This window comes from Intestinimonas sp. RTP31139st1_F5_RTP31139_211217 (assembly GCF_040226735.1).
Lineage (GTDB): Bacteria > Bacillota > Clostridia > Oscillospirales > Oscillospiraceae > Intestinimonas > Intestinimonas butyriciproducens.
This window is the reverse complement of record NZ_JBCOAQ010000005.1, coordinates 1-23,052: the sequence shown is the minus strand read 5'-3', so window position 1 is coordinate 23,052 and position 23,052 is coordinate 1. Positions and strand designations below refer to the sequence as shown.

The 23,052-nt window shown below is 59.8% G+C and carries 24 protein-coding genes; 9 read left to right on the top strand and 15 right to left on the bottom strand.

Annotated elements, in window-relative coordinates:
• Nucleotides 1-5: 5 nt before the first annotated feature.
• From ABUA09_RS05610 to ABUA09_RS05590, 5 genes are all read right to left on the bottom strand, one after another.
• On the bottom strand, nt 6-815 hold the full coding sequence (locus ABUA09_RS05610) for a hypothetical protein (RefSeq protein WP_279202993.1): 810 nt from the start codon (nt 813-815) through the stop codon (nt 6-8).
• Between the two features lie 4 nt (nt 816-819).
• Nucleotides 820-1,344 carry a GNAT family N-acetyltransferase gene (locus tag ABUA09_RS05605; protein WP_033117074.1) on the bottom strand — a complete coding sequence of 175 codons (525 nt, stop codon included), beginning with the start codon at nt 1,342-1,344 and terminating at the stop codon, nt 820-822.
• Between the two features lie 5 nt (nt 1,345-1,349).
• Nucleotides 1,350-2,687, bottom strand: coding sequence for a 2-hydroxyacyl-CoA dehydratase (locus ABUA09_RS05600; RefSeq protein WP_279202991.1), 1,338 nt, complete (start codon nt 2,685-2,687; stop codon nt 1,350-1,352).
• Between the two features lie 6 nt (nt 2,688-2,693).
• On the bottom strand, nt 2,694-2,882 hold the full coding sequence (locus ABUA09_RS05595) for a GNAT family N-acetyltransferase (protein ID WP_195614282.1): 189 nt from the start codon (nt 2,880-2,882) through the stop codon (nt 2,694-2,696).
• Between the two features lie 144 nt (nt 2,883-3,026).
• Nucleotides 3,027-5,987: an acyl-CoA dehydratase activase gene (locus ABUA09_RS05590; protein WP_052082574.1), complete on the bottom strand. Its 2,961-nt coding sequence runs from the start codon at nt 5,985-5,987 to the stop codon at nt 3,027-3,029.
• Nucleotides 5,988-6,319: 332 nt separating this feature from the next.
• Between ABUA09_RS05590 and ABUA09_RS05585 the strand changes: the two genes are divergently transcribed.
• Both ABUA09_RS05585 and ABUA09_RS05580 read left to right on the top strand, forming a co-directional pair.
• Nucleotides 6,320-6,922 carry a DUF1700 domain-containing protein gene (locus tag ABUA09_RS05585; protein ID WP_058117561.1) on the top strand — a complete coding sequence of 201 codons (603 nt, stop codon included), beginning with the start codon at nt 6,320-6,322 and terminating at the stop codon, nt 6,920-6,922.
• A complete protein-coding gene (locus ABUA09_RS05580; RefSeq protein ID WP_208319037.1) occupies nt 6,919-7,527 on the top strand; it encodes a hypothetical protein in 609 nt (202 codons plus the stop codon). Before ABUA09_RS05585 ends, ABUA09_RS05580 begins: the two co-directional genes overlap by 4 nt.
• 101 nt (nt 7,528-7,628) lie before the next feature.
• On the opposite strand, the gene malQ is transcribed toward ABUA09_RS05580, so the two are convergent.
• Nucleotides 7,629-9,104: a 4-alpha-glucanotransferase gene (gene malQ, locus ABUA09_RS05575; protein ID WP_349949195.1), complete on the bottom strand. Its 1,476-nt coding sequence runs from the start codon at nt 9,102-9,104 to the stop codon at nt 7,629-7,631.
• Between the two features lie 156 nt (nt 9,105-9,260).
• Here malQ and ABUA09_RS05570 point away from each other — a divergent pair, with 156 nt between their 5' ends.
• Nucleotides 9,261-9,515: a GrpB family protein gene (locus ABUA09_RS05570; protein WP_075703702.1), complete on the top strand. Its 255-nt coding sequence runs from the start codon at nt 9,261-9,263 to the stop codon at nt 9,513-9,515.
• 66 nt (nt 9,516-9,581) lie between these two features.
• On the opposite strand, the gene ABUA09_RS05565 is transcribed toward ABUA09_RS05570, so the two are convergent.
• The 3 genes from ABUA09_RS05565 to ABUA09_RS05555 are packed head-to-tail and all read right to left on the bottom strand — an operon-like array spanning nt 9,582 to nt 12,786.
• Nucleotides 9,582-10,106 (bottom strand): DUF4358 domain-containing protein, encoded by a 525-nt coding sequence (locus tag ABUA09_RS05565; protein ID WP_116721752.1) that lies wholly within the window; start codon nt 10,104-10,106, stop codon nt 9,582-9,584.
• Entirely contained in the window at nt 10,103-12,646 is a 2,544-nt protein-coding gene (locus ABUA09_RS05560; protein ID WP_279202511.1) for an ATP-dependent Clp protease ATP-binding subunit, read from the bottom strand. Before ABUA09_RS05560 ends, ABUA09_RS05565 begins: the two co-directional genes overlap by 4 nt.
• The gene (locus ABUA09_RS05555) at nt 12,604-12,786 is read right to left on the bottom strand and encodes a hypothetical protein (RefSeq protein ID WP_129868840.1); all 183 of its coding nucleotides are present in this window, start codon (nt 12,784-12,786) and stop codon (nt 12,604-12,606) included. Before ABUA09_RS05555 ends, ABUA09_RS05560 begins: the two co-directional genes overlap by 43 nt.
• 158 nt (nt 12,787-12,944) lie before the next feature.
• Here ABUA09_RS05555 and fdxA point away from each other — a divergent pair, with 158 nt between their 5' ends.
• Nucleotides 12,945-13,115 (top strand): 4Fe-4S ferredoxin, encoded by a 171-nt coding sequence (gene fdxA, locus ABUA09_RS05550; RefSeq protein WP_033116835.1) that lies wholly within the window; start codon nt 12,945-12,947, stop codon nt 13,113-13,115.
• A 113-nt stretch (nt 13,116-13,228) separates the two neighbouring features.
• Here the strand turns inward: fdxA and ABUA09_RS05545 are convergent, their stop codons facing one another.
• The 6 genes from ABUA09_RS05545 to ABUA09_RS05520 form a co-directional block, all read right to left on the bottom strand.
• Nucleotides 13,229-14,566: a GntP family permease gene (locus ABUA09_RS05545; protein ID WP_033116836.1), complete on the bottom strand. Its 1,338-nt coding sequence runs from the start codon at nt 14,564-14,566 to the stop codon at nt 13,229-13,231.
• 39 nt (nt 14,567-14,605) lie between these two features.
• On the bottom strand, nt 14,606-15,040 hold the full coding sequence (locus tag ABUA09_RS05540; protein WP_033116837.1) for a MaoC family dehydratase: 435 nt from the start codon (nt 15,038-15,040) through the stop codon (nt 14,606-14,608).
• Between the two features lie 6 nt (nt 15,041-15,046).
• A complete protein-coding gene (locus tag ABUA09_RS05535) occupies nt 15,047-16,612 on the bottom strand; it encodes an acyl CoA:acetate/3-ketoacid CoA transferase (protein ID WP_279202472.1) in 1,566 nt (521 codons plus the stop codon).
• Between the two features lie 42 nt (nt 16,613-16,654).
• Complete coding sequence (locus tag ABUA09_RS05530) at nt 16,655-17,437, bottom strand: enoyl-CoA hydratase/isomerase family protein (protein ID WP_033116839.1); 783 nt, start codon at nt 17,435-17,437, stop codon at nt 16,655-16,657.
• A 13-nt stretch (nt 17,438-17,450) separates the two neighbouring features.
• A complete protein-coding gene (locus ABUA09_RS05525; protein WP_033116840.1) occupies nt 17,451-18,596 on the bottom strand; it encodes an acyl-CoA dehydrogenase family protein in 1,146 nt (381 codons plus the stop codon).
• A 246-nt stretch (nt 18,597-18,842) separates the two neighbouring features.
• Complete coding sequence (locus tag ABUA09_RS05520) at nt 18,843-20,228, bottom strand: sigma-54 interaction domain-containing protein (protein WP_033116842.1); 1,386 nt, start codon at nt 20,226-20,228, stop codon at nt 18,843-18,845.
• Between the two features lie 374 nt (nt 20,229-20,602).
• Here ABUA09_RS05520 and ABUA09_RS05515 point away from each other — a divergent pair, with 374 nt between their 5' ends.
• The 5 genes from ABUA09_RS05515 (at nt 20,603) to ABUA09_RS05495 (ending at nt 22,858) form a co-directional block, all read left to right on the top strand.
• Nucleotides 20,603-20,734 carry a hypothetical protein gene (locus tag ABUA09_RS05515; RefSeq protein ID WP_264464843.1) on the top strand — a complete coding sequence of 44 codons (132 nt, stop codon included), beginning with the start codon at nt 20,603-20,605 and terminating at the stop codon, nt 20,732-20,734.
• Between the two features lie 222 nt (nt 20,735-20,956).
• Entirely contained in the window at nt 20,957-21,406 is a 450-nt protein-coding gene (locus tag ABUA09_RS05510; RefSeq protein WP_033116843.1) for a GNAT family N-acetyltransferase, read from the top strand.
• Between the two features lie 59 nt (nt 21,407-21,465).
• Nucleotides 21,466-21,729: a hypothetical protein gene (locus ABUA09_RS05505; RefSeq protein ID WP_033116844.1), complete on the top strand. Its 264-nt coding sequence runs from the start codon at nt 21,466-21,468 to the stop codon at nt 21,727-21,729.
• Between the two features lie 55 nt (nt 21,730-21,784).
• Nucleotides 21,785-22,279: an ATP-binding protein gene (locus tag ABUA09_RS05500; RefSeq protein WP_033116845.1), complete on the top strand. Its 495-nt coding sequence runs from the start codon at nt 21,785-21,787 to the stop codon at nt 22,277-22,279.
• A gap of 123 nt (nt 22,280-22,402) precedes the next feature.
• Nucleotides 22,403-22,858, top strand: coding sequence for an RNHCP domain-containing protein (locus tag ABUA09_RS05495; RefSeq protein WP_033116846.1), 456 nt, complete (start codon nt 22,403-22,405; stop codon nt 22,856-22,858).
• Nucleotides 22,859-23,052: the final 194 nt, after the last annotated feature.

Genomic DNA, 23,052 nt, shown 5'->3' with positions numbered 1-23,052 from the left:
GGAGGTCACACCACGGTGGTGGGCTCCACCCGGAGGTTGCGGAGGGTGAAATCCGCCCCGTCATATTCGATGTCCGCCAAAACATTGGCAAACCACGCGCCGGTGGACTCCGCTCTGGCGCCCAGAATAACGGTAAACACACCGTTTTGTTCCCGAAAAAAGCTGGTAGCAAAGGATATCCTGCCCGGGGACTGACGGTACTGCTCCGGGAAGCGATAGACCGCGCTGGTGTCCCCGTAAGAGAGGGTAAGGGTACCGCTGCCGGGATCGTAGTCGCTGGTCACCGCTGCCAGAGCCCTGTCGGCACAGGCATCCCTAGTGACGGGGAGATCGGTACAGGTCTCGTCCGACCAGTCGTAAATATGCAGGTCGTAAACGATCTGATCGCCCTCCGCCTCCATCAGGTAGCGCACCGCCAGCTCGTCCAGGCCGTCGCCGTCGTAATCCCATTGGTAGAGCTCGGGAAGGGATAATGAGTCCTTTGGCGAGAACTGCTGGCCAAAGTGGGAGAGGCGCCCATTCCGCAGCAGGAGGATGCCGCTGTCACCGCCCAGAACATAGAGGGAGGTGACGGCGGTGCGGCCCAGCAGCAGGACCTCCTCTTCCCCCAGCGCTCCCAACTGGTCTGGGGAGGCCAGCCCGGTTGGGAGGTCCTCCTCCACCAGGCCCTCCCACCAAGCCGATTCCGGCTCCGGCGAGACGGCTGCGGAGGGGGTGGGAGATGCGGGAGAGGGCGTCCAGATGCGAGCGGGCTCCTCTCTGGTGCAGCCTGCCAAAAGAAACAGGGCAGTCAGCAACCAAGCGCATTTTTTCATTGTGTCACAGCTCCCTTGCATACCTGAGATCAATACAGACGGTGTCCGGCGGAAAGGGGATCTCCACCTGGGTGCCGTCCCAGGCAAAGCCGTGGTCAGAGTAAAACCGCCGGGCGTTCTCATTCTCCCGGAGGACCAGAACATAGCACCGGGAGAAGCCGGATATCCGCAGGCGGCGGAGCGCCTCCTCCATGAGCAGCCCGCCGTATCCCTTCCCCTTTTCCGCCGGATGGGCGTAGAAGGAAATGATTTCGCCCCAGCCGGAATAGGCGCCGTCCTCCGCCCTGGCCGGGCCATAGTTGCAGCAGACCACAGGGGTGTTCCCGTTGTAAAGGAGAAGACCGTGACAGCGCCCAGATTCGTAATTGTCGCGGAAGGAAGGCACCCAGCGATCGTCCGTGATTTCCCGGGCCATATACGCCGCCGGCACCGCATCCTGATATGTGGTCCGCCAGCCCAGCGCGTGGATACGGGACATGGCGAAAAAATGCTCGCTGGTACAGGCGTCGACGAAATGCAGGGACTCCATCCGGCTCAGCCCACTGCCCCTGCGGTCTCCCGGGCGGGGGAGGCTCCCTCCGCCCCTCCGGATGCCTGGGCCTCATGCTGGCGGGCCAGGGTGCGGGCGTTGGCCAGCATCAGCTTGATGCGGTTTTCCTGATTGATCTTGGTGGCGCCCGGGTCGTAGTCGATGGCCACGATATTGCTCCAGGGGTAGTCATCCTTGAGCTTGCGGATCATGCCCTTGCCCACGATGTGGTTGGGCAGGCATCCGAAGGGCTGGGTGCAGACAATGTTGGGTACACCGGTATGGATGAGTTCCAGCATTTCAGCCGTAAGGAGCCAGCCCTCGCCCATCTTGTTGCCGTCGCCCAGATAGCCCTTGATATAGTGGTGCAGTTCGTCGAAATCACCAGGCGCCCGGAAACGTCCGGAGCGGTTGAGTGCGTCGATCATAGCGCGCTGATACTTTTTGATGTAGCCAGCGAATATTTGACAGAACTTCTGCTTGATCCACTTGCCGCCGTAGAGGTCCACATCCACGTCCCGGTTGTAGATCTTGAAAATGACGAAGTCGGTGAGGCCGGGCACCACGGGCTCAGCGCCTTCGGAGAGGAGAAACTGCTCCAGATTGTTGTTGCCTAGCGGAGAGTATTTGACATAAATCTCTCCCACCACGCCCACCCGGACCTTTTCCTCCCCGGTGACGGGGATTGCCTGAAAGCGGTCGATGATGCGGTCAAAATTGGTGACCATGGACTTGTAGCTCATGCCCTTGCCGCGGCCCATATCGTCCAGGAGGAAGTCCATGCACGCCTGGATGGCCCGTTCAGTATCGCCGGGAGTGATCTCATAGGGGCGGACCTGATTGGATACGTTCATGATGAGGTCGCCGTAGAACACGGCGTAGAGGGCCTTGCGGATAAAGGGAAGGGTGAGGGTAAAGCCCGGGTTTTTTTCCAGGCCGGACATATTCACCGAGATCACGGGAACATAGGCAAGGTCGGCCTTTTCCAGGGCTTTCCTGAGCATATGGATGTAATTGGAAGCCCGGCAGCCGCCGCCGGTCTGGGTGATGACCAGGGCCACCTTGTGGGGGTCGTACTTGCCGCTCTTCACCGCGTCGATCAACTGGCCGATGACCAGGATCGCGGGATAGCAGGCGTCGTTGTGGACGTATTTCTGTCCATAATCAACGATACTCTTTCCCGAGGTGTTGAGCATTTCTACCTTGTAGCCCATGGTCTGGATGACCCGCACCAGCATGGCGAAATGCATGGGGAGCATCTGGGGTACCAGGAGGGTGTACTCCTCCTTCATCTCCTTGGTAAAGAGGAGGCGTCCGGTTTTGTCGTAGACCAATTCTGCCATAACAGTTTATCCTTTCGTCTGCGCGTATAGATATCCGAAGGCCGGGCGAAAACCGGCCCGAATTGCTACATTCCGGGAGATAATATGGCTCTCCGCCGTGCCGTAGAAGGGGACGATGCCCCGCCGGAGAAGCGTATCCTTCAGCAGGAAAGGCAGTCCGGCGGCATAGCCCCGGCCGCGGAAGGGCTGGAGCACGTTGACGCTGATCTGCCACAGCCGCTCACCGTTCCGGCGGGTCGCGCCACTTCGTCACGATATTCCCGGACTGTCAAGGAAATTCACATGACAGCCTAGGTCCAGGGCGAGCTGTCTCCGGGCCTCGATCCAGACGGCCTCCTTTCAGGAGGCTGCCCCGTCTTGGGCGGAGGGCCGGACCTTTCGGGCATCCATGGCCGCCATCAGGGAGCGGATCCGGATCTTTACCGCGCCCAGGTTGTTGATGTCATCGATTTTGAGCTGGGTGTAAAGCTTTCCGCCCTCCTCCAGAATGGAGCGCATCTCATCGGTGGTGATGGCGTCGGTACCGCAGCCGAAGGAGACCAGCTGCACCACCTGCATATCCGGCTGGGTGCAGACGTACCGAGCGGCGTTATACATACGGCTCTGGAAGGTCCACTGGTTGAGCACCTTGCGGGGGGCATAGTCCTCCAGATAGGAGAGGGCGTCCTCCGTAACCACCACAAAGCCGAAAGAGGTGATGAGGTCGTTGATGCCGTGGTTGATCTCCGGATCGATGTGATAGGGGCGGCCGCAGAGCACCACGATGTTCTTCTCATGTGCCCGGGCGTACTCGATGTACGCCATGCCCGTCTGGCGCACATCCTGAACATAGGCGTCATAGGCGCTGTAAGCGGCGGCCACGGCCCGCTCCGTCTCTTGCCTGGGGATGCCGAACTCCTCCTGCATCATCCGCACTGCGCGCTTCTTAAAGTCCTTGTGCCGCCACAGGCCCACATAGGGGTCCAGAAAACGGGTCTCTTTCAGGGCGGGGACATTGGCGGCCAGAAGCTCGGGATAGTAGGCCACCACCGGACAGTTGAAATGGTTGTCGCCGATGCCCTCGTCATTGTTGTAGGACATGCAGGGATACCAGATGGCGTCCACCCCGGCTTCTACCAGGGCCTCCACATGGCCGTGGAGGAGCTTGGCGGGGTAGCAAACCGTGTCGGAGGGGATGGTGTGCTGCCCCTTGAGGTACAGCTTTCGGGAGGACTCGGGAGAGAGGACCACATTGAAGTTAAGGCGGGTGAAGAACTCATACCAGAAGGGGAGGTTCTCATACATGTTGAGCCCGAAGGGAATCCCGATCCGTCCCCGGGAGCCGTCCCCGGTCCCGGTGCCCTCCATAGCGCGGAGCTTTTTATATTTATAGTGCATCAGGTCGGGCTGCTCCACCCTCTCCTGCCCAAGGGGGCGGGAGCAGCGGTTGCCGGAGATGAAGCGGCGGCCGCCGTCGAAGGAGTTGACCGTGAGGGAGCAGTGGTTGGTGCACAGGTTGCAGGTGACGGGTCTGGCGGTATGGGTGAAGGACGCCAGCGCCTGCTCGCTGAGCAGGGCGCTCCGCTCCAGGTGGAGATCCCGGGCGGCCAGAGCGGCGCCGAAAGCGCCCATCAGTCCGGCGATGGTGGGGCGCGTCACGTTTCGGCCCAGCTCCTGCTCAAAAGCGCGCAGTACGGCGTCGTTGAGGAAGGTGCCCCCCTGGACCACGATGTGCCGGCCCAGGTCGTCGGCAGAGGCGGCCCGAATGACCTTGTAGACGGCGTTTTTCACGATGGAGATGGAGAGACCGGCCGAGATATCCTCCACGCTGGCCCCGTCCTTCTGGGCCTGCTTGACCGAAGAGTTCATAAACACGGTGCAGCGGGAGCCCAGATTCACCGGATGGGGCGCGAAGAGCCCCAGCTTGGCGAAATCGGCGATGTCGTACCCCAGAGCCTTGGCGAAGGTCTCGATAAAAGAGCCGCATCCGGAGGAGCAGGCCTCATTGAGCATGATGGAGTCCACGGCCCGATTGCGGATCTTGAAGCACTTCATGTCCTGGCCGCCAATGTCGATGATGAAGTCGACGTCCGGATTGAAATGGGCGGCGGCGTTGTAGTGCGCCACCGTCTCCACCAGCCCTAGGTCACAGCCGAAGGCGTTTTTGATGAGATCCTCGCCATAGCCGGTGACGGCCGCGCCCTTGATCCGAATGCGCGTTCCGCAGAGGCGGTAGATGGCCCTGAGCTGCTCCAGCACGATGGCCACAGGGTTGCCCTGATTGGAGTGATAATAGGTGTAGAGCAGTCCGCCGTCTGGGGAGATGAGGGCCATCTTGGTGGTGGTGGAGCCGGCGTCGATGCCCAGCCAGGCGTCCCCGCTGTAGGCGGCGGCGTCCACCTCGGGGGGATGGTTGGCATTGTGCCGGGCCAGGAAGGCGTCGTACTCCGCCTGACTGGTAAAGAGGGGGGGCATGGTGTCTACCAGCCCCACGTTGTCCACACTCTCTTCCAGAAGTGTCAGCGCCTCGTCAAAGGGGCGCTCGGGGTAGTCGGAGGAGCACAGGGCCGCGCCCATGGCGGCGAAGCAGTCGCCGTCCTCCGGGAAGACGGCATGCTCGCCGTCCAGATGCAGGGTCTCCACGAACCGCTCCCGCAGACCGTAGAGGAAGTGGAGGGGACCGCCCAGAAAGACGATCTTTCCCTTGAGCTCCCGGCCCTGGGTGAGCCCGGCCACGGTCTGGTCCACCACGGCCTGAAAGATAGAGGCGGCCACGTCCTCCTTCCGCCCGCCCTGGTTGAGGATGGGCTGAATGTCGCTTTTGGCGAATACGCCGCAGCGGGAGGCGATGGGGTAGATTTTCTCGTGCTTGAGAGAGAGGCGGTCCAGCTCGTCGATGGAGACGTTCATCAGGGTGGCCATCTGGTCGATGAAAGCGCCGGTGCCGCCGGCGCAGGAGCCGTTCATACGCTCCTCCAGCGCACCGCCGAAAAAGATGATCTTGGCGTCTTCGCCACCCAGCTCGATGACGGCGTCGGTGCCCGGTATGTAGGTGTTGACGGCGGCCGCAGTGGCGTAGACCTCCTGCACAAAGTCGATGCCGGCGGCCTTGGCCACGCCCAGTCCGGCGGACCCGGTGATGACCAGGCGCACGTCCTTGCCCGTCAATTGATCCTGAATGGTATGGAGGGTCTCGCAGGCCCGTTCCCGGGCCTTGGAGTAATGCCGCTCGTAAGAGCGGAAAAGAAGCTGGTTCTGCTCATCCAGCACCACAACCTTTACAGTGGTGGAGCCGATGTCGATGCCAATGCGAAGGCTCATAGGTTCACCTCATATGCGCCGGATAGGGTTTGGAAATTCCGGTGGTTCATTTTATTCGTGCCCTACATAATATAACAATTTGGCCGTTTTTACAACCCTAAACCTGTAAACAAAATACAGAAAATCCTAGTGAAATTCCATGATATTTCTGGTGGCTATGTGGCCTTGCGCATGAAAGGAAGAGCGTCCTTTTAGAAAATTTTAATGATTTCTGACAGTGGAAATTAAGGCGTGGCTGGTAAAATGGCAATGTCAAAGGGACAGCACCGCGTCCGACACGTGCGGAAGGACGCGGAATTGCTGAAAAGGCGGCGGAAAGGACAAGAAACGTCATGACGAGAGAGGACTATCTCAAAGAGCTGCGCCTGCGTCTGTCACATCGGATGACGATGCCGGAGCTGGAACGGATGATGGGTTACTATGGGGCGTATTTTGAGGAGGCCGGCCCTCAGAGAGAGGCGGAGATCATCCGGGAGCTGGGAACACCGGAAGAGCTGGTGCGGCGCATCACGGAAGGGCGGATAGAGAAGGCGCTGGAATGCCCGGATGCTGGTTCTGGGGGACGGAAAAGCAGTGCCGGAGCGCTCTGGGGCGTGATCCTGGCGGTCTGCGCAGCGCCCATCGCCATTTCTCTGGCGGTGGGATTGACGGCCCTGACGGTTGCGTTGGGGCTGGTGGTGCTGTGCGCTGCGGTGGGCGCAGGCGCCGCAGGAGTGGGCTGTATTGCGATGGGTGCGGTGGCGGTTTGGGCCGGATTTGCGGCTCTGCTGGGACATGGGATCGCCACCACCATGTACTTTGTAGGGGGCGGAATGCTGACGGCAGGCATCGGACTCCTGCTGTTGGGCGGCGTGGTATTTCTGGTGGGAGCGGCGCTGCGGGGCGCGGCCTGGCTGCTGGAGCGTGTCCTGCGGAGAGGGGAGGCACGGGCATGAGGAGGCTGGGGAGAGCCGTCGCGGGACTGGGGATCTTGCTTCTTCTGGCGGGAGCCACCATGTCCTTTGCGGGATGGCGCATGGGCGGGGAGAGTTGGCTGGAGATAGAGGCCGCCGGACACATCGTCTCCATGACGCCATTCGGTATCCGCAGCTGGAATGAGAAGGGGCGGCGGGGAGCGGAGAGTGCGGAAGAAAGGCGGGACGTATCCTCCTCGGAGCCGGGGGAAGTTGACACGCTGGAAGTGGAGCTCGGCACTGGAGATGTGACGGCAGAGCAGGGGACGGACTTTGTCGTGGACCTGCCCCGGGAACTCCGCATGGTCTGTCCGGAGTATCCGGATAAAGACAGGGGGTTCTATGCGGGAGAGCTCAGCTACGACTTTTCCGTGGAGGCGCCCACTGCCGTGCGGATTGAGGTGGAGCATATCTCCGGCTCTCTGACTTTGGGCATACGGAGGCGGAGCGGCTTCGGCTGGGCCTATGAGAGCCGGACATTCGAAACGGAGAGCGACAGTGTGGAGCTGGAACCGGGCCAATACCGGGCGGTATTCACGGCCGCCGCCTTTCAGGGGAGCTGCCATATGACGGGAGAGTCGGTGTGACAGATCCGCCGAGGGCGGTGAAGGGACAGAGAAATAGAAAACGTCTGAGCCGCCTGGAAATACTCCAGGCGGCTCAGACGTTGAAACGGTCGCATGACGGATCAGCCCCTCCGGTAAGTGCGGGTGATTTCGCGCAGGCGGCTGGAGACGTCGGAGTTGAGAGCCGCTGAACGGACACGCCAAGACCAGTTTTTCGGTCCCATGGTACCGGGGGCGTTGATTCGGGCGTCGGCGCCCAGCCCCAGCACGTCCTGAAGCGGCGCCACCGCCAGACGGCAGGGGGACATCCACGCGCCGCAGAGGGCCCCCCAGCCGAAGCCCTCGTCGGCCCGAAGCCGCAGGTAGCGGGAGGCGAACTCACGTTCCGCCGGAGCCGCCTCATCAAAGAGCCACTGGACAAAGGTGGGGGTATCGTGGGTGCCGGTGTAGATCACGGCGTCCCGGGGGCAGTTGTGGGGGAGGTAGGCGCTCTCGCCCACAGGGTCAAAGGCGTAGACCAGGATCTTCATGCCCGGGAGGCCGGAGCGGGTGATAAATTCCCGGGTGCTTTCATCCAGATCGCCCAGGTCCTCGGCGATGAGCTCCAGCTTTGGGACTTCGGCGGAGAGATAGTTCAGCAGGGCCTGCCCGGGGCCTGGTTCCCAGTGGCCCTCCAAAGCATGTTCCGCTCCGGCGGGGATGGACCAATAGGTGTGGAAACCGCGGAAGTGATCAATGCGGACCATATCATAAAGGAGCGCGGCGTTTTTCATCCGCTCCCCCCACCACAGAAAGAGCGCCTCCCGATGTCCGGCCCAGTCATAGAGGGGATTTCCCCAGTGCTGCCCCACCTCGGAAAAGGCGTCCGGCGGTACGCCCGCAACCGCGGAGGGCAGAAAGTCTTCGTCCAGCTGGAAGAGCTCGGGGCGGGCCCACACTTGGGCGGAGTCGGCAGAGACGTAGATGGGCAGATCCCCCAGGATAGAGATATCCCTGTCGTTGGCATAGGCCTTGAGGGAGCGCCACTGCCGGAAAAAGTGGTACTGAAGGAAGATTTGAAAGTCGATCTCATCGGCCAGGTCTCGGCGGCAGCGGTTCAGCGCGTCGGGCTCTCTGCGCCGGATTACATCCGGCCACTGATCCAGAGGCTGGCCGAGATGGTCATGGAGCGCGCAGAAGAGGGCGTGGTCAGGGAGCCAGTCCGATTGGGACTCCAGGAAAGCGGTGCGGGACGCTCTGTCGCTGTCGCGGGTCCAAGCCCGGCGGAGAAGGGGCAGGCGGGTGGCGTGGAGCCATGCGTAGTCCACGTGGTCCGGATCGGGGCAGCGAGCGGCGGAGAGCTCCTCCCGGGTAAGCAGCCCCAGCGCCGCAAGGTCCTCCAGATCCAGAAACCAAGGGTTTCCGGCAAAGGCGGAGGGCGACATATAGGGGGAATCGCCGCTCCCCGTGGGAACAAGGGGAAGAATCTGCCACACGTGCTGATGGGCGTCGGCGAGAAAGTCGATGAAACGCCGGGCTTCCCCACCCAATGAGCCGATGCCGTAAGCGCCGGGGAGAGAGAAGATCGGAAGTAGAATACCGCTGGAACGTCCCTTCATGCAGGTGCCTCCCTTTTGTCTGGTAAGGCCATTATACGAGTTTTTACCATCCTTTACAATCCCGACCGGCGAGGAAAATAAAGGCGGGTGCCGGTGCTTGCGGCTGGCACGGAGCTGTGGTAAAATCACAGGAAATGGCAAAGGGAGGGGAACGCCGTGGCACAGTACGTGGAGGTAGTGGCATATCGCCCCGAGTGGAGGGCGGTCTATGAGAAAGAACGGGAGAGGATCGCAGCGATTCTGGGCCGGAATCTGCTGGAGATCCATATATTTGAGAGGGGGAACCGGCGGGACATTATCCGGCACTTGGCGGTCCGGGATTATCTGTGGGCCCACAGCGGCGAACAGGAGGCCTATGGTGCGCTGGAGCAGCGCGCGCTGGACTGGTATCATGCATGCCAGGCCGTATAGCACCGGAAAGAAACACGGGCGGCCGGACCATTGGTCCGGCCGCCCGTGTTTCTGCGGAAGGGATGATCACTGGCTCAGGGCATCTTTGATGGAGTCAAAAATGGCGTCCTGACCCTCGCTCATCACAAGGAGAATGGTGCCGTCCTCCAGGGTCTCCACCTTGGCGGCGTTGGCGATGTCGTATTGGTCCGCAAGATACTGCTCAAAGTTCTGCTTCTGCTGGTCCACAAAGCCCTGCACGCCCTCCAGAACCTCGTCGCTCTTCCCCTCGGCGGGCAGGATGGCGGCGATGCCATAGGCTTTTATGTTCATGGGGGAGACGGCCACCGCATAGGCAGTGGTATTATCGTCCGTGATGCCTAGCATGGGCAGGATCATGTCCGCCATGGAATTGCTGGAGGAGGTGATGACAGGCACAGCCTCATTCATCTCTTGGTCCCGGGCGGCCTCGATGGCGCTCTGATAGGCCTCGGTATACGCTTCGGGGGTCTTGGCGGGGGCATCGCTCTCCTGCGGCTTCTGGCCGGAGCAGCCCGCCAGGGCGGCGATAAGCATCAGGGAGGCAAGGGACAGTGTTGCAATTCGTTTCATGGGTGTTGATTCTCCTCTAGTTCGAATAAAGATGGGGTACACTCTTCTTGGACGGCGACAGCGGAAATTTGTTCCCCGGGGAGCGGAATTATTTTTAAATCTTTTTCTTCGGCCTCCACCACGGCGCGGTCGCCGGCGCGCAGCGCGCCGGTGAGCAGCAGCTCGGCGGCAGGGTCTTCTACCTGGGAACGGATGGTCCGGCGCAGGGGGCGGGCACCGTACGAGGGGTCGAAGCCCAGCTCGGCCAGAAGGTCCAGGGCGGGCGGGCTGATCTCCAGCGAGATCCCCAGCCGCTCCATCCGCTCCCCCACGGCAGCGAGCATCCGTTGGGCGATCTCCCGAATTTCTGGACGGGTGAGCTGGCGGAATACGATGGTGTCGTCCACGCGATTCAAAAACTCGGGGCGAAAGACTGTCTTGAGGTCATCCAGAACGGCGGCGCGGAGCTCTTCGACCGGGCGGGTCTCCCCTTGGGAAGAGGCCCGGGCGGAAAATCCCAAACGGCTTCCTTGGGAGGTGATGCGCTTGGCGCCCACGTTGGAGGTCATGACCACTACAGTGTTGCGGAAGTCCACCCGGCGGCCCTGCGCATCGGTGAGGACGCCGTCCTCCATGATTTGCAGGAGGATGCCCCATACGTCCTGGTGGGCCTTCTCGATCTCATCAAAGAGAACGACGGAGTAAGGGCGGCGGCGCACCTTTTCCGTCAGTTGTCCCCCCTCCTCGTGGCCCACATAGCCGGGGGGAGAGCCGATGAGCCGGGAGACGGTGTGCTGCTCCATATATTCGGACATATCAAAGCGCAGCAGGGCCTCCTCCGTGCCGAAGAGTGCGGCGGCCAGAGCCTTGCAGAGCTCTGTCTTGCCTACGCCGGTGGGGCCCAGAAACAGGAAGGCTCCGGTCGGACGCCCCGGGTCCTTCAGCCCCACGCGGCCCCGGCGAACGGCGCGTGCCACCGCGCCAACGGCCTCGTCCTGCCCCACAAGGCGCCGATGGAGCTCCTGCTCCAACAGCAGAAGCCGGTCGGATTCCGCCTGGGTCAGCGTGGTCACCGGGATGCCGGTACAGTCGGAGACCACGGCGGCCACATCCTCCGCAGTCACGGCGCGTGCGGCGTGACCCAAGTGCCAGCTCCGGCGCTGGGCCGAGAGCTCCAGCCGGAAGTCCCGCTCCGCGTCCCGCAGCATGGCGGCCTTTTCAAAGTCCTGGCCCCGAATGGCCTCCTCCTTTTCCAGGGCCGCCCGGTTGGCCTTCTCCTCCAGGCTGCGGAGGGCGGGGGGAGTGTCCAACTGGCACATGCGCACCCGCGAGGCGGCTTCGTCGATGAGGTCGATGGCCTTATCCGGAAGGAAACGGTCCGTCAGATAGCGGCAGGAGAGTGTGACGGCAGCCTCCAGGGCCTCGTCCGCAATGCTCAGGCGATGGTGGGCCTCATATCGGTCCCGCAGGCCCCGGAGGATCGCAAGCGCTGTGGGGCGGTCCGGTTCCTTGACCATGACCTGCTGGAAGCGGCGTTCCAGGGCGGCGTCCTTTTCGATATATTTCCGGTATTCGTCCAGCGTGGTGGCGCCCACCACCTGAATGTCACCGCGGCCCAGGGCGGGCTTGATGATGTTGGCGGCGTCGATGGCGCCCTCGGCGCTGCCCGCGCCCACAATGGTATGCAGCTCATCCAGAAAGAGGATCACGTCCCCGGCCTTGCGTACCTCGGCGAGGACGTTTTTCACCCGCTCCTCAAATTCTCCCCGGTACTTGGTGCCCGCCACCATGGCGGAGAGATCCAGGGCGATGAGCCGTTTGCCACGCAGGTCGTCCGGCACCTCGCCGGAGACAATGCGCCTGGCGAGCCCTTCCGCCACGGCGGTCTTGCCGACGCCGGGTTCGCCGATGAGGGCCGGGTTGTTTTTCTGTCGTCGGGATAAAATTTGGATGACCCGGCGGATTTCCGGGTCTCGCCCGATGACCGGGTCCAGCGCCCCCGTAGCGGCCTGGCGGGTCAAATCTTTTGAAAATTGATCCAGCAATTTTGTCTCTCCACGTTCCATATAGTCCCGTTCCGGTCTGGTACGGCCCGCTCCTGCACTCCGGGGAGGGGGAAGCGGACCGCCGCCCAAGGCGTTCAGGGTATCTGTGTAAAGCCGGTTGAGCTCTGCACCGCTTCCAGTCAGGACCCGGATGGCTACTCCGTCCCCCTCCCTGAGCATGCCTAACAGGAGGTGTTCCGTGCCCACCCGGCGGCTCCCCATGCGGGAGGCCTCGGCGGCGGCCAGCTCCACCACCCGGCGGCAGCGGGGAGTCAGCCCTTGGGACGGCATGGACGCCGGCGCGCCGGAGCCGACCAGGCGAATGATGGATTCCCGCGCAGTGCCTACGTCCAGGCCGGCGTCCCGGAGCACGCGGCAGGCCACGCCCTGTCCCTCCAGCAGCATGCCCAGCAGGAGGTGTTCAGAGCCCACATAGCCGTGCCCAAGCTGAGCCGCGGACTCGTGGGCCAGTCTCAGGGCCGCTTGGGCGCGCTGGGTAAATTGGTTTTCGCTGATGGGGAATCGCCTCCGTCCTTGGTGGTTTGCTGCGGCGGAGGGATCCGCCGCGTGTGGGCACGGCTGTGGGCCGCTCCCTCCAGTTCCGGGGCCAGAGCCCCGGCGATCTCGGCGTCAAAGCGCCGCCTATCGTCTCGCATGAATGCTCACCTCGCTTTCCACGTCATGCTATTTTATCCACTCAGGGGAAATATACCCACATCAAAGAAAAAATAGGACGGGAATTTTGCAGAATGGGCATTGCAATTTTAAAAAACTGTGTTAGAATAGGTATACATTGAATTTGGAGGTGTTTCCAATGGCCTATGTGATTAGTGACGCTTGTGTCAGCTGCGGTTCCTGTGCTGATGCCTGCCCCATGGGTGCCATTTCCCAGGGCGATTCTCAGTACGTCATCGACGCCAACACTTGCATCGATTGCGGTTCCTGCGCCGATACCTGCCCCACCGGAGCCATCTCCCAGGGCTGATTCGGACAATCGCATACATACGCAACAAAAACAGCGGCGCCCGTCGGGCGCCGCTGTTTTTTCCGGAGCAGGGGATATCCCACTTCCCGGCGGGAAAGGACTGGGCCGGGGCCTTACAGGCCCCCGATAAAGGTGGCGACGAGGCCGATGAGGCAGGACGTCAAAATGGGAGTAATAACGGTGAGGACAAACATAGGCCGATAACCCACCCTGGGAGGGAGCTTGGCCATAGCCAGCTCGTTGAGCACCGTGCCGTTACAGGGCAGCGAATCCAGGCCGCCGGAGCTAATACAGGCGATTCGGTGGACCGCTTCCGGGTTCAGATTCAGGACGTTGAGGAAACGGTCGCTCAGGGAATCCAGCGCGATACTCAGTCCGCCGCTGGAGGAGCCGGTTACTCCGGCGGCCAAATTGACCGCGATGATGACTTGGAAATAGCCCAGGCTGTCGGGGATCATGGCCAGGGCGTCGAGGATGACCTGGTAGCCCGATGTAGAGGCCACCACGGATCCGAACCCCACGACCAGGGCTACGGTGCAGGCGGAGGTGATGGCCTGGACGGCGCCGCGCTGGGCCGTGGCCACTTTGGCGTGCAGACGGTTCCAGAAGAGGATGTAAGCCGCGAGGATGGCGACGAAAGAAGCGATATAGACGGGCAGACCCACCAGGTTGAGAAGGATGATGAGGAGGATGGAGGGGGCCAGCGCCAGGAAAATATTCATTTCCTTAAAGTTATCTGAGGCGCCCGCCTCGCTAAGAAGGTCCACTTGGGCGATTTGGGTGCCCGTGGGCAAAAAATGCTCGTCATCGCGGCGCACGTTGCGCAGCTCCCAAGAGAAATAGAGATGGCCCAAGAGGATGGCGATGAGCATGGCCAGGAGGGAGAGGCCGGGGGCGGCCATGGCGGTGGTGCTCAGGTAGTTGCTGGCAATGTTGTTGTTGACAGAGGGGGAACCGGGAGCCATGGTCAGCGCCAGCGCAGAGACGCCCAGAGAGCCGACCCCATAGAGACGCCAGGGAATGTCCATTTTTTCAAAAAGCTCCTTGGCGATGGCGATCACCGTGAAGAACGCGACAAAAACGCTGATCCCGCCATAACTGAGCACAAAAGACAGGATGGGGATGCACCAGATGGCGGCGATCTTCTCATGTCCTTTGAACTTTGTAGCTAGACTGCTGAGTTTCAGGCCGATGGACCGGGCGGCGCCGCTGTCCGTCATGACACAGCCGAAAATGGCGCCGGTGAACAGGGTGAAGAAATAGCTGCCGACCCAGTTCCCGAGGCCGTTGAGGTAGGTGGTCCCCATGCCCATGGCCAGGTCAAGACCGCTAGTCAGGCAGACGAAGATGCCGCATAGAGGGGCGACCAGGATGATCGGCGTGCCGCGGTAGCCAAAATACATCATGGCGGCAAGTGCGATCAGAATGCACACTAAGCTTATGATTTCCATATAAGACGAGCCCTCCTCAGTTCCCGCAAGATGGGGATATCAAGACTTTTTCTTCTTATCCATGATTTTTACGGTATTGGTGCCGTCCAGGACCACCACGCCGTCCTGGCGGGTGACGGTAAGCTTCAGGATCAGATCATGCTTTTCTTCCACCTTCTCCATCACCTCGATGGTGGCGGTCAGGGTATCGCCGAGCCGGGCTGGAGCAGGGAAGGTAAAGCTCTGCCCCATATTGATGGAGGCGCTGCCGCACAAGGGAGCGGCCACAGCTCCGATCAGGCTTGCCACAAACATCCCCTGGACCAGTCTGGTGCCGAAGAAGGACTTTTTGGCGTACTCCGCATCCAAGTGGATGGGGTTAAAATCGCCGGTCAGCCCGGAAAATAGGACGACGTCCGCCTCTGTTATCGTTTTTGACTGGGAGGCCGTGTCTCCCACATGGAAGCTGTCGAACGGTTTGAATTCAATCGGCATGCCCGTTTACTCCTTTGTCATGTGCGCCTTGAGCCCACCCCAGGTCTCAAAAAAGATCTCGGCAGGCATCGGTTTGATCTCATCGCTTAGAAGTGGGGTGAACTCCATCTGGTCCAGGATGTCGCGCTGAAGATCGATGCCCGGCGCGATTTCCGTCAGCATCAGCCCCTGAGGCGTGAGTTTGAAGACCACCCGTTCGGTGACATAGGTGATGTCCTTGCCCTGATCCAGTGCGACCTCTGCACTGAAAGAGATCTGGGCGATCTGACGAATGAACTTTTTCTTTGTGCCGTCCCGGATGATGTGCAGTTCTCCATTTCCAAGCTGATATTCCGGCTTTCCGGCGGTGAAGGAGCTGATGAACACCACGTGCTTTGCCCCGCCGGCGATGTTCATAAAGCCGCCGACGCCGATGCCAAGCCCCTCCTTCTTGCTGGAGTTCAGATCTCCGTTGGGCCCCACTTCCAGAAAGCCCAGGCAGCCGGCATCCAGGCTGCCGCCGTCATACATGTCAAAGATACCGGCCGTTTCTATCATGGCCTCGCCGTTCCAGCAGCAGCCGAAATCGTTCCCCACGGTGGGGACGCCGCCGATGTTGCCAGCCTCCGTGCTGAGTGTGAACAGGGCGGAACAGCCCTCTTCGCTGGCCACGGCGCTGATGTACTCCGGCGTGCCGATCCCAAGATTGACGATATAACCTTCGCGGAGCTCCATCGCCGCGCGGCGGGCCATCACTTTTTTTATATCGAATTTCACAGGCGGGATGCTCTCCAGCGGAACCTTGTAGTCCCCGGCAAACACGGGATTGAACTGAGAGGCCGCGGTCTGCCAGTGGTATTCAGGCTGCGCCACATATACATAGTCCACCAGAACGCCAGGCACCTCCACCAGGCGGGGATGCAGCGTGCCGGATTTGACAATGCGCTCTACCTGGCAGATCACGATGCCACCGGTGGCTCTGGCGGCCTCCGCCGCGGCCAACTGGCCCAATTTGTAGCCCTCCTTGGTCATGGCGATATTGCCCCGCTCGTCGGCCACGGTGCCGCGGATCAATGTGACGTCGATCTTTTTGGGCGCCTTGTACAGCAGCCATTCTTCGCCGCGCAGGGTCACAAGGTCGATGAGATCCTCTGTAGCGGCCGCGTTCATTCGGCCGCCCCCATAACGGGGGTCCATAAAGGTTTTCAAGCCGATCTTGGTGACGACGCCGGGAGTCTTGGCCGCAATGGCGTGCAGCATAGCCACACAGACCCCCTGGGGCCAATTGTAGATGGCGGCCTTGTTGTCGCGGCAAAATTCGGTCATGACCTTGCCGCAGCCGTTGATATGGCCGCCCACGCCTTTGGCGAGAAGACCTTCGTGGCAGATATGACTCAGCCCTTTGGTGGCCATATCGCCTACCGAAGCCTGCCAGTAGAGCGTGAGATCCCGCGGGTGGCCACAGTCCAAAAACGAACGCTCGATCTGTAAAAAGGCCTCCTCGGCGTAGCCGCCCAAGGTGATGCCGGTGAGCAGTACGCTGGCTCCGTCGGGGATCAGACGGCCCACTTGGGATGAAGGTATGATTTTCATGGATAGTTTCCTCCTGATGAATGCAGATGATGGGCAGGACCGTCAACGCTGATTTTGGAAGCGGGGTTCTCTACGCTCCAGAAAGGCGTGCATCCCCTCCACCTGGTCGCTGTTGGAGAATGTGAGGGCGAAAAGCTGCCGCTCGAAAAGCTTGCCGCATCCCACGCCGAAATTCTGTCCGGTGACGATGGCGCATTTGGCCTGGGCCAGGGCATAGGCAGGCTTTTTGCACAGCTCCGCGGCCAGGGCCAGCGCTGTGTCCAGTGTCGCTTCATTTTCCACCACCTTGGTGACCAGGCCGCAGGTCAGCGCCTCGTCGGCGCGGAGCTGGCGGCCCAAAAGCACCATTTCCCGGGCCACCGCCGGTCCGGCCAGAAGGGCCAGGCGCTGTGTGCCGCCGGCGCCGGGCAGGATGCCCAGTCCCACCTCCGGCTGCCCGAATACGGCACTTTTCCCGGCCACGCGGAAATCGCAGGCCATGGCCAGCTCGCAGCCGCCGCCCAGCGCCATGCCGTTTACCGCGGCGATGACGGGCAGGCCGATACTTTCAATGAGTTCATTGATCTGCTGCCCCTGTTCGGCGGTCCGAGCCGCCGTCATCGGCGTGGCATCGGCCATCTGCTTGACGTCCGCGCCCGCTGCAAATACCTTGGGGCCGCCGGTCAGGACGATGGCGCGCACCGCGGGATCTCCGTCGGCGCGCCGGATGGCCGATTCCAGTTCCGTGTTGAGGGCGCCGCACAGGGCGTTCCATGCTTTGGGACGGTTCAGCGTGACGATAGCAGTCTGATCGCTGACGGTATAGAGAAGGTGTTCGTATTCCATCGTACAGCCCTCCTCAGTGGGCAAGGCAGCCGGAAATGACCATACGCTGGATCTGATTGGTGCCTTCAAAGATGGACCACAGCTTGGCATCCCGCATCAGCTTTTCCACCGGATACTCACGGCTGTAGCCATACCCGCCCAGCACTTGTACGGCGCTGGTGGTGACCCGCATGGCCATTTCGCTCAGGAAGGTCTTGGTCACGGAGCCCAGCTTTGTGTCGAATACGCCTTTGTCCACCATCTGCGCGCACTGCCACAGCAGCGCCCGGGCGGTGGTGACATCGATCTCCATGTCGGCCAGCAGGAACTGTACGCCCTGGTGACCGATGATGGGTCTCCCGAAAGTCTTGCGCTGCTTGGCATAGGCAACGGCCTCGTCCAGGGCCCGCTGGGCAATGCCAAGGGCGCCGTAAGAGTTCACGCCGCGGCTGCGGTCCAGGCACTTCATGGCCAGACCGAAGCCCTTGCCCTCCGCGCCCACCAGGTTTTTGGCCGGGATGCGGACGTCCTCGAAGATCACGTCGGACGTACACGACAGGCGCATGCCCATCTTGTCCTCATCCTTGCCCACGGAGACGCCGGGGCGGTCCCGCTCCACGATAAAGCAGCTGATGCCCTTGGTGCCAAGGCTGGGATCTACTGTGGCAAAAACGCTGTAGACATTGGCCACAGGGCCGCTGGTAATAAAGCATTTTCTGCCGTTGAGGATATAGTCGTCCCCGTCGCGGACCGCCGTGGTGCGGGTGGCGGCGGCATCCGAGCCAGCGTTTGGTTCCGTCAGGGCAAAGGCGCCCAGGCCGCCCTGGAGGATAAAATCCATGTAGTACTTTTTCTGCTCCTCGGTTCCGGCCACCAGGATGGGCTCAATGCCGAATTCTCCCGTGCTGGCGCTGCAAATGAATCCGGCATCCACCTTTGCAAACTCTTCATAGACCAGCACCATGTCCATGGCGCCCAGCCCCTGCCCACCATAGGCCTCCGGCAGGAACATGCTGTTGAAGCCGACCTCACAGAATTTGCGGAATACCTCCATGGGAAATTCGCCCTTCCGGTCACATTCCTTGACGACCGGGGCCAGCTCCTTGGCGGCAAAGTCACGGGCAAAGGCTTGGAGGTCCAACTGTTCACCGGTCAGAATGTGCTGATGAAACTGTTCCATACAATCATAACGCTCCCTTCTGTTTTGAGTGGAATGGATCCACCCTTATCATCAAGCAAGGGAGATGCCAACTTTAAAAAGCCTGATATGGCGGGAAACAGAAAGCAAAACGCAGCAAATATGCAACAGAAATACTGTTGCATATTTGCTGCGTCTCATTATTGCGACAGAGAGGTATTCGAGGGCGGCGGCGCCGCGCTGCAGGGATCCGAGCCGGGGATCACGGCAATTTCCAGCGGGAGGTAGTCAAAATTCTTTCTCCGCCAGCTTGCGGTAGAGCTGCGTCCTATGCACGCCCAGCAGGCGCGCCGCCTGCGTCATATTTCCTCCGCAGGTCTGGATTGCCCTTTGGATATAGGTTCGTTCAAAATCTCTGACCACCTCACGGAGGGGGAGGATACGCTCCTCTTCCGATCCCAACGCCTCCTGACTGCGCTCCGGGCCGGGGCTCTGATCGGGCTCTCCGGGCTTTGGCGCGGTGATCACCGTGCGCTCGATCAGATTGCGCAGTTCCCGGATGTTGCCGGGCCAGTGATAGGCAAGCAGCTTCTCTTGAAATTGAGGGGAGAGGCGCAGGCTCCTCTCATATTTCCGGTTAAACTGCTGGAGAAAAAAGGAGGCCAGGGGGAGAATGTCCTCACGGCGGTTCCGAAGCGGGGGAATATGGACGGGGAGCACGTTGAGGCGGTAGAAGAGGTCCTCCCGAAATTTGTGCTGCGCCACAAGCTGACGCAGGTCCCGATTGGTCGCGGCGATGACGCGCACATCCGAATATGACAAGCGGCTCCCGCCGACCCGCTTGATCTCGCCGGTCTCCAGGAAACGCAGCAGCTTGGGCTGTACGTGCAGGGGCAGCTCGCCGATCTCATCCAGAAATACGGTGCCGTGGTCGGCCACCTCGAGCATCCCCATCCGTCCCTTGGAGTCGGCCCCGGTAAAAGCGCCCTTTTCGTAGCCGAAGAGTTCCGCCTCCACCAACTCGGAGGGAATGGCACTGCAATTGATGGGAAGAAAGGCGTCGCCGGCCCTTCGGCTGTTTTCATAAATGTAGGTGGCGCAGATTTCTTTTCCGGTGCCGCTTTCGCCGGTGAGCAGCACCGTGCCGTCACTGTCCGCGATGCGCTTGCATATGGACAGCACACGGCACATTTCAGGACTGGCCGCCACGACGCTGCAGTGTTTGGTCCGGTTCCGGAGATAGCCGGCGATCCCTTCATATTTTTTCTGGCTTTCCCGCCGCTCCTGAATGAATTGATCCAGGACATCTCCGCCTCTGGTGTTGGTCACAACAAAGCGGATACGGCCGTCCTCCCCGAAAACGGGATTAGCGGTGGAGAAGAGATAGTGGCCGTGACGGTCCTGCAGCAGACCGTTCACCTTTTTGCGCAGGGTGATGCACTCTCGAATCACCGAACGGTCGTAGTAGCCCCGGGCCACCAGATCGTCCACCCGATAGCCCAGGATGTCCTCCGGTTCAGCGCCCAGGTTTTCCAGCATGGTATGGCCGATGCCGCAGATCACCCCGTTGCCGTTGGTGATCATCACGTTGTCGGAGGCCTCTACCATGGCCTCTTCCAACGGGATGTCACTGAGCAGATTGGAGACAAAAAACTTTTGAAACGTCGCTTTCAAGGATACGCACCGTCCTTTCCCATGGCCTCTGCCGCTTTGACGGGACAAGCCGTCGTCAAGGTCCATTATACTTTATGGACCGGTGGTTCGTCCAGAGATAGAGAAAAGAGGACATTTTTTCGGCAGACCCGGCGGCGTCCGCCGCTGTCATGCTGTGGAACGGGCCTTTTGGAGTCGCTGGTCCGGCCGGTTTTTGTGCGCAGAAGTACAAAATGAACGGAGGACTTGACTATATATGCGGGATTTGCTATAATCCCTTTCGTTCACTCGGAGGGTGAGCCATTCGTTGGAAATGGCGAGCTGGATAAGGTGACAGGCTGGAATGCCTGTTGTCTTGTCCGGCTTTTTGCTTTTTAATAGGGAGTGGAGCCAAAATGAATCTTATGGAAGAAAATGTAAGAATCGTATACTTCAAATACCTGGGGGCGGCGTTTGGAAGCGCGCTGATCAGCTCCATCTACGGCCTGGTGGATATGGCCATGGTGGGATACTATCAGCGCCTATAAATGAGGGGTGAATGTCATTCCCAGTTGTGGTATACTTGGCTCGTGACAAATCGACAAACTGGAATTTGCAGCGATACAATTACACGTTTGTGTTTATATAGATATACTGAACCGAAAGGAGATGTTCATTATGAATAGAAACTATCATCTTATGACGATTGAAACATTAAATTTGGAGGGAGATTATATGCTATAATCCCTCCACAACAAACAGGAGGAATTATGAGTAATATTGAATTAGTGAGAATTGACGAGAACAACTTTATGCAGGCGTTTAACTTAAAATTGGCTAAGGAACAAGAGCAATTTGTTTCAAATCCAATCAGGAGTTTAGCGCAAGCATATGTATATTATAACCAATGTATTCCTTTTGGAATATTCAATGATGATACAATGGTTGGTTATGTGATGGTGATATATGATTATGACCTCACAGAGTATAATATTTGGCATATGATGATTGATATTGCATATCAGCATCAGGGATTTGGAGAACTTGCTTTAAGAAAATGTCTGGATTATATTGCATCCAAACCATTTGGTCAATCTAACAAAGTAGCTTTAACGTGCAATAAAGATAACTCCATTGCACTGCATCTATATTATAAATTTGGTTTTAGGGAAACTGGAAATGAAGATGAGAATGAAATTGAGCTTGCTTTGTTACTATAAATAAAGATTGATAAATTCCAGTTTATCGGGGGGATTTCATCTTTTGGGTGAAATCCCCCTTGACAAATGTTCTCTTGCTGCCCCTTAATATTTTTTCCACCTATTATTTTCAATCACTGATGAAGCCGGGGGCGTCCTTTCTGGTGTCTGTAGTCCGGGGCCTGGTCTTGAGCGGGCTTCTGATCTATGCGCTGCCCCTGCTTCTTGGTGCAAACGCCATATGGTTGGCCATGCCGATCACCGAGGCAGCCGTGGCCTTTCTGGTCGTATTTCTGATGTACAGATATACGAGGGAGCTGTCCGGAGGGAAGGCGTTGGGTTGACTCTGCGGCCGGCATACGGTATCATAGATGAAACTGGCGGAACGGGGCGAACGGCATGAAAACCCTCTATCTTGTAGGCGGCACTATGGGGGTGGGCAAGACGACGGTCTGCAGGAGGCTGAAAGTCCTGCTACCCAACAGCGTATTCTTGGACGGCGATTGGTGCTGGGATATGCACCCCTTTCAAATCACGGAAGAGACCAAGGCGATGGTACTGGACAACATCTGCCATCTGCTGTATAATTTCCTCGGCTGCTCTGCCTTTCAGAATATCATCTTCTGCTGGGTCCTGCATGAGCAGTCCATCCTGGACAGTATTCTTGCGCGGCTGGATCTGAAGGACTGCTCTGTGAAGAGCGTATCCCTGGTCTGCGACGCGGCGCATCTCACGGCGCGGCTGCAGAGGGATGTGGAGCGCGGAATTCGAATGCCGGATGTGATCGGGCGAAGCCTCAGCCGCGTTCCGCTCTATGAGGGGCTGAGCACAGTCAAAGTCGATGTATCTGAGATGACCGCCGAGCAGGCGGCGGAAGCGATCATGAAATTGTGAGGAGAATTAATTTGAAGCATTTGTGTGATTCGGAGATTGCGGCAGACCGGGAGGTTTGCGCAAACTAAAATCTCCGCAAAACCTCCCGAAAAGTGTTTCTGAGCTTTTTAGGAGGCATTTGAATTGAACCGGGAAAACAAAAGAATTCGATATACCAAGGGCTACTACCGTGACCATCCCTGCGCCGACAGCTTTACCTGCAAAGTTTGCGGGCGGCTGGTTGTCCCGGAGGGGGCGGGGAGCGGACATCGGAATCACTGCCCGAACTGTCTTGCAAGTCTCCATGTGGACGAAGCGCCCGGGGACCGGGCGGCGGACTGCGGCGGGATCATGGAACCGGTGGGCGTGTGGGTGCGGAAAAATGGGGAGTGGGCGGTGATCCACCGCTGCCGCCGGTGTGGAAAGCTCAGCTCCAACCGCGTGGCCGCCGATGACAACCCCATGAAGCTGATGTCCATCGCGCTGAAGCCCCTGGCGGCTCCGCCCTTTCCACTGGAACGCATTGAGGAGCTGACCGCCCTGATGGGTGGAGAGGGCTCCATAAGGGCAGCGAAAGGGCAGAGGCCGGAATCGATATGAGCGGCGCGGCCGGCCATGTCGTCCGGAGGCCGGTCTGCCGGTTCCGGTGGGGCTGTGGAATTTGAAAAGACCGGCAAGGTAGGCCCTAGGCCCGCCTTGCCGGTCTTTGGTACGGAAACCACCGGCTAAGCCGGTGAAGGAGCCCCGAAAAAAGCTTTCGCTTCAAGCATCGAGCGAAGTGATCTGCTAACAGC